This window comes from Burkholderia sp. AU33803, from assembly GCF_002223095.1.
Taxonomy (GTDB): Bacteria; Pseudomonadota; Gammaproteobacteria; order Burkholderiales; family Burkholderiaceae; genus Burkholderia.
In genome coordinates this window covers 1,287,862-1,305,457 of sequence record NZ_NKFJ01000006.1, presented here as the reverse complement: position 1 = coordinate 1,305,457, position 17,596 = coordinate 1,287,862, and the positions used below count along the sequence as shown (strand labels likewise).

Below are 17,596 nucleotides of genomic sequence, written 5' to 3'. Positions count from 1 at the left end.
CGTAGGAGATTGAAGTGAGCCGAAACGCCATTCAGTGGACCGGGGTTTTCCCGGCTGTCAGCACCCAGTTCAAGCCGGACTTTTCCCTCGACATCGACGCCACGCACCGCGTGGTGAAGAACCTGGTGAACGACGGCGTCTCGGGCCTCGTGGTCTGCGGCACGGTCGGCGAGAACACGTCGCTGTCGACGAGCGAGAAGCTCCAGGTGATCGAGGCCGCACGCGACGCGGCCGGCGGCAAGATTCCGGTGATCGCCGGCATCGCCGAATTCACGACCGAATTCGCGCGCAACACGGTGCGTGAGGCGCAGCGCGTCGGTGTCGACGGCGTGATGGTGATGCCCGCGCTGGTCTACTCGGCGAAGCCGCACGAAACCGCCGCGCACTTCCGCGCGGTCGCGACCAGCACCGACCTGCCGGTGATGGTCTACAACAACCCGCCGATCTACAAGAACGACGTGACGCCCGACGTGCTGATCGCGCTGCAGGATTGCGAGAACATCGTCTGCTTCAAGGATTCGTCGGGCGATACGCGCCGCTTCATCGACCTGCGCAACGCGGTCGGCGATCGCTTCGTGCTGTTCGCGGGCCTCGACGACGTCGTGGTCGAGAGCATTGCCGTCGGCGCCGAAGGCTGGGTGTCGGGCATGTCGAACGCGTTCCCGAAGGAAGGCGAGACGCTGTTCCGCCTCGCGAAGCAGAAGCGCTTCGACGAAGCGCTCGCACTGTATCGCTGGTTCATGCCGCTGCTGCACCTCGACGCACGCCCCGACCTCGTGCAGTGCATCAAGCTGTGCGAAGAGCTGGTCGGCCGCGGCAGCGCGATCACGCGGCCGCCGCGCCTCGCGCTGCAGGGCGACACGCTCGCGGAAGTGAAGGCCATCGTCGCGAAGGCGCTCGAAACGCGCCCGGCGCTGCCCGACGTCGGTCTCTGATCGACTCCCCCTGCGGCGGCGCGCGGGCTTTCCCCCCTGCACGCCGCCGTCTCCGGTCCGGCATGGCCTGCGGGCCCGTTCATACCGGCGCCCGAGCGCGCCGCGCGTGAGCGCCCCGCAGCCCGCCCCGGTCGTTCGAACCGGGCGACGCCGGCCGGCAGGCTCGCGCCGCTGCTCCGTCGGAGCGCGGCGCACCTCGAGCCTGTGCCGATATTCCTCCAGGAGACACGCCCATGCCAGGCCAAGGCAACGCTCACCCGTCTGTCCCGCTTTCCCGTTCCGCGCACCCCGACGCGGGTCACGGCAAGTTCAAGAAACAGCTGTCGCTGACCGATCTCACGTTCATCGGTCTCGGCGCCATTTTCGGTTCGGGGTGGCTGTTCGCCGCGAGTCACGTGTCGACGATCGCCGGCCCGGCCGGCATCTTCTCGTGGCTGCTCGGCGGCTTCGCGGTGCTGCTGCTCGGCATCGTCTACTGCGAACTCGGCGCCGCGCTGCCGCGCGCGGGCGGCGTCGTGCGCTACCCGGTGTTCTCGCACGGCCCGCTGCTCGGCTACCTGATGGGCTTCATCACGCTGATCGCCTTTTCGAGCCTGATCGCGATCGAAGTCGTCGCCGCGCGCCAGTATGCGGCCGCGTGGTTTCCGGGCCTGACCGCCGCAGGATCGAGCGACCCGACCACCCTCGGCTGGCTCGTGCAGGCCGCGCTGCTGGGCTTCTTCTTTTACCTGAACTATTCGAGCGTGAAGACGTTCGCGAAGGCGAACAACATCATCAGCATCTTCAAGTTCATCGTGCCGCTGGCCGTGATCGCGGTGCTGTTCACGTTCTTCAAACCCGCGAACCTGACGATCCAGGGCTTCGCGCCGTTCGGCATGCCGGGCATCGAGATGGCGGTGTCCGCGGGCGGCATCATCTTCGCGTACCTCGGGCTCACGCCGATCGTGTCGGTCGCGAGCGAGGTGCGCAATCCGCAACGCACGATCCCGATCGCGCTGATCCTGTCGATCCTGCTGTCCACGCTGATCTACGTGCTGCTGCAGCTCGCGTTCATCGGCAGCATCCCCACCGACATGCTCGCCGCCGGCTGGCATGACGTGAGCAAGGCGTTCTCGCTGCCGTACCGCGACATCGCGCTGGCGCTCGGCGTCGGCTGGCTCGCGGTGATGGTCGTCGCCGACGCGATGATCTCGCCGAGCGGCTGCGGCAACATCTACATGAACGCGACGCCGCGCGTGGTCTACGGCTGGGCGAAGACGGGCACGTTCTTCAAGGTGTTCACGCGCGTCGACGAAGCGTCGGGCATCCCGCGCGCGGGCCTGTGGCTCACGTTCGGCCTCGCGATCTTCTGGACGCTGCCGTTCCCGTCGTGGGAAGCGCTGATCAACATCGTGTCGGCCGCGCTGGTGCTGAGCTATGCGGTCGCACCGGTGTCGGTCGCCGCGCTGCGCCGCACCGCCCCCGACCTGCCCCGGCCGTTCCGCGCCAGCGCGTTCGGCATCACCGGCCCCGCGTCGTTCGTGATCGCCGCGCTGATCGTCTACTGGTCGGGCTGGAGCACGGTGTCCTGGCTGCTCGGCCTGCAGATCGTGATGTTCGTGATCTATCTCGCGTGCCGCCGCTGGGTGCCGACCGCGCACCTGAGCCTCGCCGAGCAGGTGCGCTCGTCCGCGTGGCTGATCGCGTTCTATGCCGCGATGATCGTGCTGTCGTATCTCGGCGGCTTCGGCGGCACGGGCCAGCTTGCGCACCCTTACGACACGGTCGTCGTCGCGGCCGTCGCACTCGTCATCTACTACTGGGGGGCGAATACCGGCGTGCGCTCGGAGAAGCTGCAACTCGACGACGACGAGGACTGACGCATCCGCGCCCTTTCCCATGATCCCTTCGGCCGGGCGCTCCACGCCCGGCTCCTGTTTTTTCCGAGGAAAACCATGCAACTCACAGGTCAGCTCCTGATCGGCCCATCCGCCGTCGCCGGACAGAACGGCACCCTCCACGCGATCGCCGCCGCCACCGGCGAGCGGCTCGAACCCGCCTTCGGCGGCGCGACCCTGCACGACCTGGAGAGGGCCTGCGCGCTCGCCGACGACGCCTTCGACACCTATCGCGAAACGTCGCTCGACGCCCGCGCCGCGTTTCTCGACGCGATCGGCCGCCACATCATGGCGCTCGGCGACGACCTGATCGAGCGCTGCGTCATCGAAACGGGCCTGCCGCGCGCGCGCATCGAAGGCGAGCGCGGCCGCACGGTCGGCCAGCTCGCGCTGTTCGCGTCGCTCGTGCGCGACGGCGGCTTTCTCGACGCGCGGATCGATCCGGCGCGCCCCGAGCGCAAGCCGCTGCCGCGCGTCGACCTGCGTCTGCGCAACGTCGCGGTCGGGCCCGTAGCCGTGTTCGGTGCGTCGAACTTCCCGCTCGCGTTCTCGGTCGCCGGCGGCGATACCGCCTCGGCGCTCGCGGCCGGCTGCCCGGTGATCGTCAAGGCGCATTCGGCGCATCCGGGTACCTCGGAACTCGTCGGCCGCGCAATCCAGCAAGCCGCGCGTGAATGCGGGATGCCGGCCGGCGTGTTCTCGCTGCTGTTCGACGCGTCGCGCGAGATCGGTCAGGCGCTCGTCGCCGATCCGCGCATCAAGGCCGTCGGCTTCACCGGCTCGCGCCGCGGCGGCGTCGCGCTGATGCACATCGCGGCCGCGCGCCCCGAGCCGATTCCCGTCTATGCGGAAATGAGCTCGATCAATCCCGTGCTGCTGTTTCCCGCCGCGCTCGACGCGCGCCACGATGCGATCGCGCCGCAGTTCGTCGCGTCGCTCACGCTCGGCGCCGGACAGTTCTGCACGAACCCGGGCCTCGTGCTCGCCGTCGACGGGCCCGCGCTGCGCGCATTCGAGGAATCGGCCGCCGCCGCGGTGCGTGCCGCGCCCGCGCAAACGATGCTGACGCCGCCCATCCACGCCAGCTACGAACAGGGCGTCGCGGCGCTGCGCGATCACGCGGCCGTCGAGCTGCTCGCACAAGGCGCCGAAGGCAACCGCCTGCAGGCCCGCGCGGCGCTGCTCGCGACCTCGGCCGACGCGTTCGTCGCGCATCCCGAGTTGCGCGACGAGGTGTTCGGCCCCGCTTCGCTGATCGTGCGTTGCCCGGACGCCGACACGCTGCATCGCGTGCTGAAGTCGCTCGAAGGCCAGTTGACGATCGCGGCCCACCTCGCCGATGGCGACGCGCCGCTGTTCGCCGCGCTGCGCCCGCTGCTCGAGCGCAAGGCCGGCCGCATTCTCGTCAACGGCTTCGGCACGGGTGTGGAGGTCGGCCATGCGATGGTGCACGGCGGCCCGTTCCCGGCCACGTCCGATACGCGCACGACGTCCGTCGGCGCCCGCGCGATCGAGCGCTTCCTGCGTCCGGTGTCGTACCAGGACCTGCCTGACGCGCTGCTGCCGGACGCGATCCGCAACGGCAATCCGCTGAACGTGCCGCAACGCATCGACGGCGTGCCCGCGCCGCGGGGGGCGTGAGATGACCGCATCCACCGACGAAATCGTCCTGTCGCTCGATGAAGTCCATGCGCTCGCGCTGCGCGTGCTGACGCACCACGGGATGTCCGACGCGCATGCGCGTGCCATCGCCAACGTGATCACGCAAGGCCAGCGCGACGAATGCCATTCGCATGGCGTGTACCGGCTGCTCGTCTGCGTGCGTTCGCTGAAGAAGGGCAAGGTCGATCCGCAAGCCGTGCCGACGCTGCGCCGGCTGTCGTCGTCGATCGTCTCGGTCGACGCCCATCGCGGCTTCTCGCTGCTGAGCTTCGAGACCGGGCTGCCGGTGCTCGTCGAGATGGCGAAGCAGCACGGCATCGCCGCGATGACGATCAACCACTGCTACCACTTCTCCGCGCTGTGGCCCGAGGTCGAGGCCATCGCGGCCGAGGGGCTGGTCGGCATCGCGATGAACCCGAGCCATAGCTGGGTTGCACCGGAAGGCGGCAAGGAGCCGGTGTTCGGCACGAACCCGATCGCGTTTGCATGGCCGCGCCCGGGCGGCGTGCCGTTCGTGTTCGATTTCGCGACGAGCGCGATCGCGCGCGGCGACATCGAGCTGCATGCGAAGCAAGGCAAGGCGATCCCGCCGGAATGGGCGATCGACGCCGACGGCCGGCCGACCACCGACCCGAAAGCCGCGCTGCAGGGTGCGATGCGTACGTTCGGCGGCCACAAGGGGTCGGCGCTCGCGGCGATGGTCGAACTGCTCGGCGGCGCGCTGATCGGCGACATGACGAGCCGGGAATCGATGGACTTCGACGAAGGCGTCGGCGCGACGCCGTGCCATGGCGAGCTCGTGATCGCGTTCGACCCGAAGGTGTTCCTCGGCGACGATCTCGACACGGGGCTCGCGCGTGGCGAACGGATGTTCGAATCGATCGTCGCGCAGGGTGCGCGGCTGCCGTCGCAACGCCGCTTCGACGCCCGTGCGCGCAGCCTCGCGAACGGCGTGCGGATTCCGAAGGCGCTGTACGACGAGATCCTGACGCTGCTCGACTGACGCGCGATCGAGCGGCGCGGCTTCGTCGTCGGCAAGACGGGCGATGAAGCCGCGGCCGGGCTGCGCTGGCGATGGCAGGCTGCCGGCTTCGCGTGTTCCTGCCATTCCGTCTTCGCGTCGCGCTTTGTTCGCTTTGTTCGGTTCTTTCGGCTTGTACGCCCACGCGCTGCCCGCCGCGCGCCACCTGCACCGGTCGGCCTTACCCGCCGGCGCCGCCCGCCCGGCGGCTGTGGGATAATCACGAAGTTTGCCCAGGGCGCAGCTCAAGAGGTTGTTCGCACGGGCGCGAGAGAGGCCTTTATTCCCGTGCCTCCACCCTTTTCCCGCGATATTTCTTCAGCAACGACCATGCCCACTTACCGTTCCAAAACCTCCACCGCTGGCCGCAACATGGCAGGGGCGCGCTCGCTCTGGCGCGCCACCGGCATGAAAGACGACGATTTCTCGAAGCCGATCATCGCGGTCGTCAACTCGTTCACTCAGTTCGTGCCGGGGCACGTGCACCTGAAGGATCTCGGCCAACTGGTCGCGCGCGAGATCGAGGCTGCCGGCGGCGTCGCGAAGGAATTCAACACGATCGCGGTCGACGACGGCATCGCGATGGGCCACGACGGCATGCTGTATTCGCTGCCGAGCCGCGACATCATCGCCGACTCGGTCGAATACATGGTGAACGCGCACTGCGCGGACGCGATGGTCTGCATCTCGAACTGCGACAAGATCACGCCGGGGATGCTGATGGCCGCGATGCGCCTCAACATCCCGGTGATCTTCGTGTCGGGCGGCCCGATGGAAGCGGGCAAGACGCGCCTCGCGAACCCGGTCACCAAGGCCATCGAGGTGAAGAAGCTCGACCTCGTCGACGCGATGGTGATCGCGGTCGACCCGTCGTATTCCGACGCCGAAGTCGCCGAAGTCGAACGCTCGGCCTGCCCGACCTGCGGCTCGTGCTCGGGCATGTTCACCGCGAACTCGATGAACTGCCTGACCGAAGCGCTCGGCCTGTCGCTGCCCGGCAACGGCACGGTGGTGGCCACCCACGCCGACCGCGAGCAACTGTTCAAGCGCGCCGGCCGTCGCATCGTCGAACTCACCCGCCAGCACTACGAGCAGGACGACGAACGCGTGCTGCCGCGCTCGGTGGGCTTCAAGGCGTTCGAGAACGCGATGACGCTCGACATCGCGATGGGCGGTTCGACCAACACGATCCTGCACCTGCTGGCGATCGCGCAGGAAGCCGGCATCGACTTCACGATGAAGGACATCGACCGCCTGTCGCGCGTCGTGCCGCAGCTGTGCAAGGTCGCGCCGAACACGAACAAGTACCACATCGAGGACGTGCACCGCGCAGGCGGCATCATGGCGATCCTCGGCGAGCTCGACCGCGCCGGCAAGCTGCACACCGACGTGCCGACCGTGCACACGCCGACGCTGAAGGACGCGCTCGACCAGTGGGACATCGTCCGCACGCAGGACGACGCGGTCCGCACGTTCTACCAGGCCGGCCCGGCCGGCATCCCGACGCAGGTCGCGTTCAGCCAGAACACGCGCTGGCCGAGCCTCGACCTCGATCGCGCCGAAGGCTGCATCCGCTCGTACGAGCATGCGTTCTCGAAGGAAGGCGGCCTCGCCGTGCTGACGGGCAACATCGCGCTCGACGGCTGCGTGGTGAAGACGGCCGGCGTCGACGAGAGCATCCTCGTGTTCGAAGGCACCGCACATGTGACCGAATCGCAGGATGAGGCCGTCGACAACATCCTGAACGACAAGGTCAAGGCCGGCGACGTGGTGATCGTGCGCTACGAAGGCCCGAAGGGCGGCCCCGGCATGCAGGAAATGCTCTACCCGACCAGCTACATCAAGTCGAAGGGCCTCGGCAAGGCATGCGCGCTGCTGACGGACGGCCGCTTCTCGGGCGGCACGTCGGGCCTGTCGATCGGCCATTGCTCGCCGGAAGCGGCAGCGGGCGGCGCGATCGGCCTCGTGCGCGACGGCGACAAGATCCGCATCGACATCCCGAACCGCACGATCAACGTGCTGGTGTCGGACGAGGAACTGGCGCGCCGCCGCGAAGAGCAGAACGCCAAGGGCTGGAAGCCGGCGCAGCCGCGTCCGCGCAAGGTGTCCGCTGCGCTGAAGGCCTACGCGAAGCTGGTCATGTCCGCCGACAAGGGTGCGGTGCGCGACCTGTCGCTGCTCGACGACTGATCGGGGGTAACAACCCGAAAGGCCGGCTGCTTGTAACACCTAGCCGGTCGGGCTGCGGACCATACGACCGCCCGCTCGCCCGATCCAGAAGCCGCTCTCCGGAGCGGCTTTTTTTTCGTCCGGCGCCAGTGGAAAGCGCCGGGCATCGTCAGTGACGGAATTCTTCCGGACCGCCGCCGCCACCTCCGCCACCACCACCGCCGTGGCTTCCGCCGCCGTTCCCGCCGCCTTGCGGTCGCGCGCCACCGTATCCACCGCCACCACCCCCACCACCGCCCGGATGCACCGGTACCGGCATCGAGCGGCCCTCACCGCCCGGCGCGGGCGGCGGACGCATGACGGCAGCCGGTGGCGGATGCATGACGGCCTGCGGCGGCGCTGCCGGACGCGGATTGCCGGCTGCACCCGGCATCGGCGCGGGCGCAGGTGCAGCCGGCTGCGGCGGCGTGCGAATCGCGCCGTTCCAGCCGCCGCGTGCAGCGGACGGCCGCGCGTCATGCACGGGGGGCGGGCCGCCCGGTGCAGCCTGAGGCAGCCCGCCCGGTTGCGGGTGCCCCTGTCCCGGCGGCACGCCGCCGGGGCCGAGTCGCGGTTCCGCGCGGTGTTCCCACCGATCGCGGTCATGGAACCAAGGCCGGTGACGGTAGTAGCGATCCCAGTACGCACCGATCGCGAACCCCGTGATCGGCACGCCGATGATCGCGCCGTATTCGACCAGCGGCGCGTAACCGCCCTGGTACGGATAGTCGATCAGTTGCGCGTCGATCCAGCCGCGCGCGCCCGGCAGCGCGACGTCGCACCACGTGTAGTCGCTCAGGCAGCCGAACACGTCCAGCGCGGTGCCCGGCGGGATCTGCGCGACGACCGGATAGTCGGGCGCGGGCCCGGCGAACAGTTCGGCCGGCGCATTCGTGTAGCCGGTGCTCTGTGCCTGTGTCATACCCGGCACGGCCGCGAGGCCGAGCAGGACGACGCACAGACTTCGGACAATCGTGTTCCTCATGATGCTCTCCCGCGCGGTGCCGCCGCGCGCCGGTCAATGCCGATGCCCGCCCCAGCCGCCACCCCAGTGGCCGCCGCCCCACGGACGATGCCAGTACCCGCCGCGTCCACGCCAGCCGCCGCCCCATCCGCCCCAGAAACCGACCGAGATCGCCGGCGCGCCCCAGCCGTACCAGCCCGGGTAATACGCGGGGGCATAGTACGGATACGGATAGGGATAGGGATAGGGATACGGCGGCGGATAGGCCGGCGCGACGTAGACGGGAGCCGGATCGACCACCGCCGCTGCCGGGCCCGGCGAAGTGGTGGCCGGTGCAGCGGTGGCTGGCGCAGTGGCGGCCGGTGCAGCCGGCGTGACGGGGATCTCGCGCTGCGTCAGCGTGGCCGGCGCCGGCGTGTAGTACGGCGCATAGCCATACGGACGCGTGTAATAACAGCCGCCGAGGGTCAGCGTCGTCAATGCGAATACCGCATACCTCGCGGCAGGAATCGGGGTCATCGGTTACTCCGGCAGAATCCGCGCATCGCCGCCAGGCGCGCGCCTGACTCTAGCTTACGTCCCCTGCAGATTTCCGCTCGGTATGATCGGTTACTTTTTGTTTCCTGCACTGGACAGGGCGCGGGCATGCCGCGTGCTGGCCCGACTGCCACGCTCGCGTTGAAGTTCGCGCAAATGCCCTCAACTTGAACGATGTCAGGCTGGCCGGCGCGGACGGGGTTCGCGAGCAACCGGCAGCCCGAAACCAGCGGACTTCGGCCCGCCCAGACAGGAACGCGGCTCACGCCGCCATCGACATGACTACGCCACGCCCCACTCCCCGGGCGGACACGCCGCTCAATCCGATCATCCAGTTGCTGGCGCTCGCCGGCGAACAGGGTTATCTGACCCACGCCGACCTCGTCGACGCGCTGCCGCCCGAAAGCGACAGCCCCGACGCGCTCGACGTCGTGCGCGCCGCGCTCGCCGACATCGGCATCGCCGTGCTCGACGAGCCGGCCGCGCCTGCGCCGTTCGCCGGCTCGGCGCCTGTCGACGTCGATCGCGATGCGCTCGACGAAGGCCGCGCGATGCTCGGCGACCTCGCACGCGGCACGAGCGCGTCCACCGATCCGCTTGCCCTCTACATGCGCCGCATGCAGGCAGTGCCGCTGCTCACGCGCGAAGGCGAAATCGTGCTGGCGCGCGAGATCGAGACGGGCCGCCACCAGATCCTGCACGCGCTCGCCGGCTATCCGGCGGCGGTGGACGCGCTGCTCGCGCGTCATCGCGCAACGGCTCCCACCGGCGCAGCCGGGTCGTCCGACGACGACGCCGGCGACACGCCTGCGCCGGCCAGCTACGACGCGCTGCAGGCGGCCGTCACGGCCTTGCGCGGCGCGTTGCACGCGCACGGCTACCGCTCGGACGAATACCGTGACGCCCGCAACCACGTCGCCGCCCTGCTCGGCTCGATCGCGTGGGTCGCACCGGCCGTCGACGACGCGAGCGGCGTCGTGCGCATGCTCGCATCCGCGCCGCAACACGCCGCCGCGGGCGAAGCCGCCTGCTTCGACACGGTCGCACGACGGGCACTCGCCGCCGCGCTCGCAGACGGCCAGCAGAAAGTGCGCGACGCCACGCGCGCGATGCTCGAGGCGAACCTGCGGCTCGTGCTGTCGATCGCGCGCAAGTACATGAACCGCGGCGTCGACCTGCCCGATCTCGTGCAGGACGGCAGTCTCGGCCTGATGCGCGCGATCGAGAAATTCGAATACCGGCGCGGGTTCAAGTTCTCGACCTATGCGACCTGGTGGATCCGCCAGGCGATCGCGCGCGCGGTCGCGGATCGCGCCCGCACGATACGCGTGCCCGTGCACGTCGGCGACCAGTACCAGCGGGTGCGGCGGCATGCGCTGCGTTTTCGGCAGCGCACGGGCCGCCGGGCGACGCCGGCCGACCTCGCGGCCGAAACCGGCCTCGACGAGGACAAGCTGCGCGCGGTGCTCGCGCTGCCTGCCGAGCCCGTGTCGCTCGACGCGCCGCTGCCCGACGCGGACACCGGCCTCGTCGAGCTGATCGAGGACCAGGCGTCGGCCAGCCCGTTCGAGCAACTGGCCGACACGCGGATGCGCGAATGCGTGAGGTCGCTGCTCCGGTCGGTCACGCCGGCCGAGGCCGACGTGCTGCGCCGGCGGTTCGGGCTCGGCGGCGCCGAGCCGGACACCTACGACGCGATCGCGCAGGACGCCGGCATGTCGCGCGAACGCGTGCGGCAGATCGAGAAGCGGGCACTCGCCGCGTTGCGCACGGCCGCCGAGGCCGAGAACGCGCAGTCGTTCCTCGACGCGTGACGGCATCACGCGACGCACGGTCGTGCCGCTTTCCGGCACGACCGTGCGCATCGAACCTGTGCTACGTTTGCCATTGACATACGTCAAGTTTTCTTCATCGCGTGTCGCGACAATGATGAAAAGCCGACCGGCGCATCGTTCGCCGTGTCCATTCCGTTTGTGCTTCCCCGGGTCCCTCGCCATGCAGACGACCGTCAGCCAAACGTTTGAGGAAAACCGCCATATCGCGGCCTGCCTGCGCGAGGCGGCGCAGCGGCTGGCTGACCAGGGCGCGAATCCGTACCGGGTCGCCGCGTACCGCGCGTCGGCCGAAACGGTCGACGCGCTCGACCTCGACATCCGCACCCTGTTCGAAGCCAGTGGCGTCGATGCGCTCGGCACGCTGCCCGAGATCGGCACGGGCGTCGCCCAGGCGATTGCCGAGCTGCTGGTGACGGGGCGCTGGCGCCAGCTCGACCGGCTGTGCGGCGACGCCGAACGCACCTCCGCGTTCGAAGCGGTACCGGGCATCGGCCACGCGCTCGCGCTGCGCATTCACGACCTGCTGCACATCGATACGCTCGAGGAACTCGAACGCGCGGCCCGCAACGGCCAGCTCGAAACGATCTCGGGCGTCGGCCCGCGGCGCGCGGCCGGCATCCGCGCCGCGCTCGACGACGTGCTGAGCCGCCGCCGGCGCTGGCAGGGCCACGTGCAGGACGCCGGCCCCGGCACCGAGCCGCCCGTCGAACTGCTGCTCTACATCGACCGCCTGTACCGCAACAAGGCCGCCGCCGGCGTGTTGCCGACACCGGGCTTCGTGCAACGCGTCACCGCGCATCGGCGCCCGAATGCCGACGACGGCGTGCCGCGCCCCGTGATGCACATGACCAAGGGCGGCTGGCATTTCACCGCGCTGTGCCTGCATGCCGCGATGCGCACGCCGGAGGCCTCCCGCCCGACGGACTGGGTCTCGCTCTATTTCTACGACGCCCTGCAGCGCGAGCATCAGCGCACCGTCTTCACCGAAACGTACGGCTCGCTCGTCGGCAAGCGCATCGTGCGCGGGCGCGAGCGGGAATGCCGCGTGTACTACGCGGGCTGAGTCAATCGTCGCCGGTTTCGTCGATGTCGAACGGGACGCCGAGCACCGACGCGATCTCGCGACATGCATGGGTGAGCGTGTGCGAACGGCGGCCGGAATCGTCTGCGATGTCCGGCACCGCATGACTCGGCGCACCTCCCTGCCATCGTGCCGCCACGCCAGCCCACCGATGCGCGCTCGCCGCCTGTGCGCGTTCCGCTACGCGCCTTCCGTCTTCGTGCGACGCGCCGGATGGCGATGCGCGGCGATGCGCAGCAGCTTCTGGAACGACGGGCAGTCGAGATGGTTCGATGCCGGGCACACGGCCGCATGCCGCAACGCGTCGCGCACGGCGCCGAGACGGCGGATCGTGCGGTCGAGTTCGTCGGCCTTGCCGTCGAGCTTCGCGCGATCGATCGCAGGCAGGCCGTCCGTGCCGACCATCGCGAGGATGTCGTCGAGCGAAAAGCCGGCCTCGCGGCCCAGTGCGACCAGCGCCAGGCGCTCCAGCACCGACTCGTCGTATTGCCGCCGCAGCCCGTGGCGGCCGATCGGCACGATCAGCCCTTTTTCCTCGTAATAGCGCAGCGTCGACGCGGGCAATCCCGAGCATCGCGCCACCTCTGCAATGTCCAGCCGGCTCATGCTTGACCTCAAGTGAACTTGAAGTTGCAAGATAGTCGTTCGACTCCATGAAGACAAGCCCGGACTGCCATGAAACCGTTGAGACCACGCTGTATTCCGCTGCGCGACGCAGCCTGTTCCCTTCTCTGCGGAGGGACGCGATGAGCCTGCCCGCCCTCCTGCTCGACCTGCTGCTGATCGGCACGGGCGCCACGCTCGTGATGGATCTGTGGACGCTATTCCGGCGGCGTGCATTCGGCATTCCGTCGCTCGACTATGCACTGGTCGGCCGCTGGATCGGTCACATGATGCACGGCCGGTTCGGGCATGCGTCGATCGTCGCCTCGGCACCCGTTCCCGGCGAACGCGCGCTCGGCTGGGTCGCCCATTACGCGATCGGCATCGCGTTCGCTGCACTGCCTCTCCTGATCGCCGGCCAAGGGTGGATCGACGCACCGACGCCGCTGCCGGCCCTCGTCGCCGGGCTCGCGAGCGTCGTCGCCCCGTTCTTCGTGATGCAGCCGGCGTTCGGTCTCGGCATCGCGGCGTCGCGCACACCACAGCCGGGCGTCGCGCGCCGGCGCAGCGTCGTCGCGCATCTGTCGTACGGAGTGGGGCTCTATCTTGCGGCGTACACGCTCGCGGCGCTGGCCCGTTGAGCACATGGACGCCCCAAGGCCTTGACAACTGGCGTCGGCTCAACCGAGCGGACATCGACACCTACGCAAGCGCTTTGTCGAGCCTGACGGGCGTCGCGTCCCGTGCCACCCGGACAAAGGCCACGCCGGACATCGGCACCAGCGCAACGGCAATGACCACGCCGCGTGCCGGCATGGGCGCAAACGCGGCGGGCTCGCGCGCTGCCACCCGGTGTTTTCAGGTCGTTCATCCGGCCCGCCCGAATGGCGGCCTACCTCACTCCCCGCCGCAATCGATCAGGTTGTGGCGCACGCGCCCGAGCAGCCGCACCAGCGTGTCGCGCTCGTCGGGCGTGAAGCCGCGCAGCCCGTCGTCGGCGACGGTGTCACCCACTTCGAGCATCTGCGGAAAGATCTCGCGCGACTTGTCGGTCAGCCGGATCGTGAATGCGCGGCGGTCGTCGTCGTTCGCGACGCGCTCGATCCAGCCGTAGCTTTCCATCCGGTCGAGCAACCGCGTGAGCGAAATCGGCGCGATCTCGAGCCATTCGGCGAGCCGCGCCTGATTCATCTCGCCCTTCCACGTCAGGTACGCGAGCACGCGGCTTTGCGCCCGGGTCAGCCCGATGCGCTTCGCGCGCCGGTCGAACAGGCGTCCGTTCAGGCGGGCGACGTCGGCGATCAGATAGCCGATCCGGTTCTCGTAAGTCTTGTCCATGCGGCGATTATAGGGGTCAAGCCGGCCATGCCTCGGCGATAAGCGGATATATAATAAGCGTGCTTATAATTCGAGCCATACCGGATCGCCGCCCACGGCGACCGCCCCACGGAGACACCCCGCTTGAACCCCGCCGCCGACGCCCCCGCCTCGCCCGCCCTGAACCGGCCGATGCTGACCTTGTCGATCATGCTCGCCACGCTGATCCAGACCCTCGACAGCACGATCGCGAACGTCGCGCTGCCGCACATGCAGGGCACGCTGTCCGCGTCGCAGGACGAGATCACGTGGGTGCTGACCTCGTATATCGTCGCCGCGGCGATCGCGACCCCGCTCACCGGCTGGCTGTCCGACCGGCTCAGCGTGAAACGGCTGCTGATCGTGTCGATCGCGGGCTTCACGGTCGCGTCGGCGCTGTGCGGGCTGTCCGAGACGCTCGTGCAGATCGTCGGCGCGCGCCTGCTGCAGGGCGTGTTCGGCGCCGCGCTGGTGCCGCTGTCGCAGTCGATCCTGCTCGACATCAATCCGCGCGAGAAACAAGGCCAGGCGATGGCGATCTGGGGAATGGGCGTGATGGTCGGCCCGATCCTCGGCCCGACGCTCGGCGGCTGGCTCACCGACAGCTACAACTGGCGCTGGGTGTTCTTCATCAACGTGCCGATCGGCGCGTTCGCGCTCGCCGGCGTGATGACCTTCCTGCCCGCACGCGCGCCGCGCCCGCACGTGAAATTCGACGCATTCGGCTTCGCGACGCTGGCGCTCGCGATCGGCGCGTTCCAGGCGATGCTCGACCGCGGCGAACAGCTCGACTGGTTCGGCTCGTACGAGATCCGCATCGAGGCGATCGTCGCGGCACTCAGCTTCGCGTTCTTCCTCGTGCATACGGCGACCGTCGGCAAGGCGTCGTTCTTCAAGTCGGAACTGTTGCGCGACCCGAACTTCGCGACGGGCACGCTGTTCATCTTCGTGGTCGGCGCGGTGCTGTACGCGACCCGCGCGCTGCTGCCGCCGATGCTGCAGAACCTGATGGGCTATCCGGTCGCGACGACGGGCCTCGTCACCGCGCCGAGCGGTGCCGGCACGATGATCGCGATGCTGTTCGTCGGCAGGCTGCTGAAATACGTGGATGCGCGGTTGCTGCTGCTTGCGGGGCTGTCGATCTCCGCGCTCGCGCTCTGGCAGATGATGCAGTACACGGTCGTGCTGTCCGAAGCGGACATCGTGCGGCCCGGCGTGGTGCAGGGCTTCGGGCTGGGGCTCGTATTCGTGCCGCTGAGCGCGCTGTCGTTCTCGACGCTGCCGCCCGAGCTGCGTGCGGACGGCACGGCCACCTACAGCCTGATGCGCAACATCGGCAGCAGTATCGGCATCTCGATCGTGCAGACGCTGATGACGCGCAACACGCAGGTCGCGCATGCCGATCTCGCGACCCACATCACGCCGTTCAACCCGGCCGTGCAGGCGATGGCCGGCAGCCGCCTCGACATCGCGCTGCTCGACCGCACGATCAACCAGCAGGCGTCGATGATCGCGTACCTGAACGACTTCAAGCTGATGTTCGTCGCGACGCTGCTGATGATTCCGCTGTTGCTGCTGATCCGCCCACCGCAGAAAGCGGCGAGCGTGGAGATCGCGCACGCGGCGATGGATTGACGGGCGCACGCACGGCGCGCGCCCGCTTCGCCCCGCGTCAGGCCTTCATCGTGCCCGTGCGCACGTAGCGCTCGTGCCACGACAGCGCCTCGGCGAGCAGGTGCGGCGTGTGCTTGCCGAAGCTTTCGCGCGACGCGCGCTCGAAGTAATCCTCGAGCATCGGCCGGTAGTCGGGATGCGCGCAGGTCGCGATGACCTTGCGTGCGCGCTGCTTCGGCGACAGGCCGCGCAAGTCCGCGAGGCCCTGCTCGGTGACGACCACCGCGACGTCGTGCTCGGTGTGGTCGACGTGGCTCGCCATCGGCACGATCCGCGAGATCGCACCGCCCTTCGCGGTGCTCGCCGACATGAAGCACGACAGGTAGCCGTTGCGCGCGAAGTCGCCCGAGCCGCCGATGCCGTTCTGGATCTTCGTGCCCATCACGTGCGTCGAGTTCACGTTGCCGTAGATGTCGGCCTCGATCATCCCGTTCATCGCGATGCAGCCGAGCCGGCGCACGAGCTCCGGATGGTTACTGATCTCCTGCGGGCGCAGCACGATCTTCTCGCGGAACGTCGCGATTTCGTCGGCGAAGCGCTGCACGGCGGCCGGGCTCAGCGACAACGCGGTGGCCGACGCGAAGCTCAGCGTGCCGTCCTGCAGCAGGTCGAGCATGCCGTCCTGGATCACTTCGGTGTACGCGGTCAGGTTCGAGAAGCCGGCCGAGCTGAGCTCCGCGAGCACCGCGTTCGTGATGTTGCCGACGCCCGACTGCAGCGGCAGCAGGTTTTCCGGCAGGCGGCCGCGCTTCACTTCATGGCGCAGGAAGTCGATCAGTTGCAGCGCGATCTGCTTGGACGTCGCGTCCGGCGCGGAGAATGCGTTGCTGCGGTCCGGCGCGTCGGTCTCGACGATCGCGACGATCTTGTCGGCCGGGCAGCGCAGGTACGGCTCGCCGATCCGGTCGTCGCTCTTCGTCAGCGGAATCGGCTTGCGGTGCGGCGGCAGCGCGGTGCCGTAATAGACGTCGTGCATCCCGTCGAGCCCGAGCGGCTGGCGCGAGTTGACCTCGAGGATCACGTGCTTCGCGCGTTCGAGCCAGGTCTTGTTGTTGCCGATCGACGCGGACGGAATCAGCAGCCCGTCCTCGCGGATGCCCGCGACTTCGACGATCGCGACATCGAGATCGCCGTACAGCCCGAACCAGGCGTACTGCGCGACGTGGCTCAGGTGGACGTCCTGGTAGTCGACTTCGCCGCCGTTGATCTTGTCGCGCAACGTCGGGTCGGACTGGTACGGCAGGCGCATCGAGATGCCGTTGGTGCGGGCGAGCGCGCCGTCGAGTTCCGGCGCGGTCGATGCGCCCGTCAGTACGTTGATCCGGAAGTCCTCGCCGCGCGTGTGCGCCGCGTCGATGTGGGCGGCAAGCGCGGCCGGGACGGCCTTCGGATAGCCGGAGCCCGTGAAGCCGCTCATGGCGACGGTCATGCCGGGACGGATCAGCGCGGCGGCTTCGTCGGCGGTGCGGACGAGCGAACGCAGGGCGGGAGCGAGGATGCGTGATGAAGACATGGCTGGTTTCTGACGCGTGGGGTCTGTCGTTGACGTCGCGGGGGGTGTCTCCTGAGCGACATGAAGCCCTTGGGGCCGCGAGGGGCGGCCGGCACCACAGGCACGGTCGGAGTATCGCAGAGGCCATCGCCGCGAAATGTCCGCTAAATGCAAAAGATCCTTGCCGGATTTGCCGGGTATCGAACGACCGTTCTGTGACAGGCGCGCCGTTTAAATCGAAGGCCCACGAAAGGTACGCGAAAGCATCGGACAGAAAGACGGTTACCGATCGACAACTCACACGCATCAATCGATGAATTTCCACCGCGCTTTATCGCCTGCGGATCGGCA

Annotated in this window: 14 protein-coding genes; 9 read left to right on the top strand and 5 right to left on the bottom strand. The window is 68.8% G+C overall.

The window, feature by feature from the left end:
- The first annotated feature begins 14 nt into the window (after positions 1-14).
- The 5 genes from CFB41_RS23155 to ilvD all read left to right on the top strand — a co-directional run bounded on the left by CFB41_RS23155 (position 15) and on the right by ilvD (position 7,685).
- The gene (locus tag CFB41_RS23155; protein ID WP_006484863.1) at positions 15-935 is read left to right on the top strand and encodes a dihydrodipicolinate synthase family protein; all 921 of its coding nucleotides are present in this window, start codon (positions 15-17) and stop codon (positions 933-935) included.
- A gap of 233 nt (positions 936-1,168) precedes the next feature.
- Positions 1,169-2,794, top strand: coding sequence for an APC family permease (locus tag CFB41_RS23145; RefSeq protein WP_089458012.1), 1,626 nt, complete (start codon positions 1,169-1,171; stop codon positions 2,792-2,794).
- Positions 2,795-2,869: 75 nt separating this feature from the next.
- Entirely contained in the window at positions 2,870-4,453 is a 1,584-nt protein-coding gene (locus tag CFB41_RS23140; RefSeq protein WP_089458011.1) for an aldehyde dehydrogenase (NADP(+)), read from the top strand.
- A gap of 1 nt (position 4,454) precedes the next feature.
- Entirely contained in the window at positions 4,455-5,477 is a 1,023-nt protein-coding gene (locus CFB41_RS23135) for an Ldh family oxidoreductase (RefSeq protein WP_089442699.1), read from the top strand.
- Between the two features lie 348 nt (positions 5,478-5,825).
- Positions 5,826-7,685: a dihydroxy-acid dehydratase gene (gene ilvD / locus CFB41_RS23130; protein WP_089442700.1), complete on the top strand. Its 1,860-nt coding sequence runs from the start codon at positions 5,826-5,828 to the stop codon at positions 7,683-7,685.
- A 148-nt stretch (positions 7,686-7,833) separates the two neighbouring features.
- Here ilvD and CFB41_RS37685 read toward each other — a convergent pair whose 3' ends face one another.
- A complete protein-coding gene (locus tag CFB41_RS37685; RefSeq protein WP_144029960.1) occupies positions 7,834-8,688 on the bottom strand; it encodes an SH3 domain-containing protein in 855 nt (284 codons plus the stop codon).
- Between the two features lie 33 nt (positions 8,689-8,721).
- On the bottom strand, positions 8,722-9,186 hold the full coding sequence (locus CFB41_RS23120; protein ID WP_089458010.1) for a hypothetical protein: 465 nt from the start codon (positions 9,184-9,186) through the stop codon (positions 8,722-8,724).
- A gap of 296 nt (positions 9,187-9,482) precedes the next feature.
- Between CFB41_RS23120 and CFB41_RS23115 the strand changes: the two genes are divergently transcribed.
- The gene (locus CFB41_RS23115; RefSeq protein WP_089458009.1) at positions 9,483-11,018 is read left to right on the top strand and encodes a sigma-70 family RNA polymerase sigma factor; all 1,536 of its coding nucleotides are present in this window, start codon (positions 9,483-9,485) and stop codon (positions 11,016-11,018) included.
- Between the two features lie 181 nt (positions 11,019-11,199).
- On the top strand, positions 11,200-12,102 hold the full coding sequence (locus CFB41_RS23110; protein WP_089458008.1) for a helix-hairpin-helix domain-containing protein: 903 nt from the start codon (positions 11,200-11,202) through the stop codon (positions 12,100-12,102).
- 198 nt (positions 12,103-12,300) lie between these two features.
- On the opposite strand, the gene CFB41_RS23105 is transcribed toward CFB41_RS23110, so the two are convergent.
- Positions 12,301-12,726: a helix-turn-helix domain-containing protein gene (locus CFB41_RS23105; protein WP_089458007.1), complete on the bottom strand. Its 426-nt coding sequence runs from the start codon at positions 12,724-12,726 to the stop codon at positions 12,301-12,303.
- A gap of 140 nt (positions 12,727-12,866) precedes the next feature.
- Between CFB41_RS23105 and CFB41_RS23100 the strand changes: the two genes are divergently transcribed.
- Complete coding sequence (locus CFB41_RS23100; RefSeq protein WP_089458006.1) at positions 12,867-13,364, top strand: DUF2938 domain-containing protein; 498 nt, start codon at positions 12,867-12,869, stop codon at positions 13,362-13,364.
- Positions 13,365-13,620: 256 nt separating this feature from the next.
- Here the strand turns inward: CFB41_RS23100 and CFB41_RS23095 are convergent, their stop codons facing one another.
- On the bottom strand, positions 13,621-14,061 hold the full coding sequence (locus tag CFB41_RS23095) for a MarR family winged helix-turn-helix transcriptional regulator (RefSeq protein ID WP_089458005.1): 441 nt from the start codon (positions 14,059-14,061) through the stop codon (positions 13,621-13,623).
- A 123-nt stretch (positions 14,062-14,184) separates the two neighbouring features.
- Between CFB41_RS23095 and CFB41_RS23090 the strand changes: the two genes are divergently transcribed.
- On the top strand, positions 14,185-15,714 hold the full coding sequence (locus CFB41_RS23090) for a DHA2 family efflux MFS transporter permease subunit (protein WP_089458004.1): 1,530 nt from the start codon (positions 14,185-14,187) through the stop codon (positions 15,712-15,714).
- Positions 15,715-15,751: 37 nt separating this feature from the next.
- Here CFB41_RS23090 and CFB41_RS23085 read toward each other — a convergent pair whose 3' ends face one another.
- A complete protein-coding gene (locus tag CFB41_RS23085; RefSeq protein WP_089432532.1) occupies positions 15,752-17,266 on the bottom strand; it encodes an acetyl-CoA hydrolase/transferase family protein in 1,515 nt (504 codons plus the stop codon).
- Positions 17,267-17,596: the final 330 nt, after the last annotated feature.

Coding starts and splice junctions, on each gene's coding strand:
- CFB41_RS23140 (WP_089458011.1), top strand. CDS start 2,870: ATGCAACTCACAGGTCAGCTCCTGATCGGCCCATCCGCCGTCGCCGGA.
- CFB41_RS23085 (WP_089432532.1), bottom strand. CDS start 17,266: ATGTCTTCATCACGCATCCTCGCTCCCGCCCTGCGTTCGCTCGTCCGC.
- CFB41_RS23105 (WP_089458007.1), bottom strand. CDS start 12,726: ATGAGCCGGCTGGACATTGCAGAGGTGGCGCGATGCTCGGGATTGCCC.
- CFB41_RS23095 (WP_089458005.1), bottom strand. CDS start 14,061: ATGGACAAGACTTACGAGAACCGGATCGGCTATCTGATCGCCGACGTC.
- CFB41_RS37685 (WP_144029960.1), bottom strand. CDS start 8,688: ATGAGGAACACGATTGTCCGAAGTCTGTGCGTCGTCCTGCTCGGCCTC.
- CFB41_RS23100 (WP_089458006.1), top strand. CDS start 12,867: ATGAGCCTGCCCGCCCTCCTGCTCGACCTGCTGCTGATCGGCACGGGC.
- CFB41_RS23120 (WP_089458010.1), bottom strand. CDS start 9,186: ATGACCCCGATTCCTGCCGCGAGGTATGCGGTATTCGCATTGACGACG.
- ilvD (WP_089442700.1), top strand. CDS start 5,826: ATGCCCACTTACCGTTCCAAAACCTCCACCGCTGGCCGCAACATGGCA.
- CFB41_RS23115 (WP_089458009.1), top strand. CDS start 9,483: ATGACTACGCCACGCCCCACTCCCCGGGCGGACACGCCGCTCAATCCG.
- CFB41_RS23110 (WP_089458008.1), top strand. CDS start 11,200: ATGCAGACGACCGTCAGCCAAACGTTTGAGGAAAACCGCCATATCGCG.
- CFB41_RS23145 (WP_089458012.1), top strand. CDS start 1,169: ATGCCAGGCCAAGGCAACGCTCACCCGTCTGTCCCGCTTTCCCGTTCC.
- CFB41_RS23135 (WP_089442699.1), top strand. CDS start 4,455: ATGACCGCATCCACCGACGAAATCGTCCTGTCGCTCGATGAAGTCCAT.